This window comes from Vibrio sp. 1288, assembly GCF_033344475.1.
The window spans coordinates 1-1227 of record NZ_JAWPOX010000109.1 but is presented as its reverse complement, the minus strand read 5'-3'; the positions used below and the strand labels follow the sequence as shown (position 1 = coordinate 1227).

At 43.5% G+C, this 1227-nt stretch carries 1 protein-coding gene; it reads right to left on the bottom strand.

The window, feature by feature from the left end:
- Window positions 1-386: 386 nt before the first annotated feature.
- On the bottom strand, window positions 387-1227 hold an 841-nt coding region (locus R8O11_RS24940), incomplete at its 5' end, for a TOBE domain-containing protein (RefSeq protein ID WP_318194570.1).

The window sequence follows — 1227 nt, the reverse complement described above, 5'->3', positions numbered from 1 at the left end:
AGATCCGGAGAGCGTCGTGTAAAGGTTTCTTATATATCTTAACGGTCGACTTAGCAGTTAAGATTAAAAATTCGTGTTGTTTAGGTAAGTGGAAATAAGAATGAAATTTAGACCTTTGGCTAAGTTTTGCTGTTTAGGAAAAAGCTGGTACTTGCTACGCAGGGATGAGGAAAAGTATTAAGAAGCGAGTTTGATTATAAAAACTAAGGTTTAATTTCTTGATGGTCTAACGGATGACTTATTTACAGGGAAGTTAATGATTTAGTCTTGGGTGCGGAGTATGAGTGATGAGTCCAGCGAGCGAGTGATGTCGGTCATTTATGTGGTTTTGATACAAAAAATCCCTCTCAGGAGAGAGGGATTTATAACAACTATAGGTGAATAATTTATTCGAAATCTACGCCATTTTCTTTAAATAGACGTTTACAAGCACGACCATCACTATGGAATAGGTGACAACGGTGAGCAGGAATACCGATTTCCAATTTATCGCCCGTGTCGACAGCTAGCGTGTCTGGTTGACGATAGATCACATCCGCGTCTGCGCCTTCAAGGTTTAGGTATACCTGAGTTTCGTTACCAAGCTTCTCTACGATCATCACTTCACCGTGAATGGTTGCGTCAGCTTCGGTTGCAGAAAGTAGGTGCTCTGGGCGAATACCCAAAGACATGCGGTCGCCACGGTTAACGGTTGTACCATCTACAGGAATCCAGAATGATACGCCGTTAGATAGCTGAACTTTAACGCGTTCTGATTCTACTTCATCAATGAATACGCTCATGAAGTTCATTTTTGGAGAACCGATGAAACCAGCCACAAAGCGGTTCTGTGGGTAGTGGTAAAGTTCAAGAGGTTTACCAACTTGAGAGACGTAACCACCATCTAGTACGACGATTTTATCCGCCATGGTCATTGCTTCCACCTGATCGTGTGTAACGTAGATCATGGTGCAGCCAAGTTGACGTTGTAGTTTGGTAATTTGCGCACGCATGTTTACACGTAGCGCGGCATCTAGGTTAGACAAAGGTTCATCTAGAAGGAATACGTTTGGTTGCGATACTAGTGTACGGCCGATAGCCACACGTTGACGCTGACCACCTGAAAGTGCTTTCGGTTGACGCTCAAGCAGGTGACCCAGTTGTAGGATTTCTGCTGCGTGTTCAACTCGTTTGTCGATTTCTGCCTTGTCTGCTTTAGCCAGTTTTAGACCAAATGACATGTTGTCG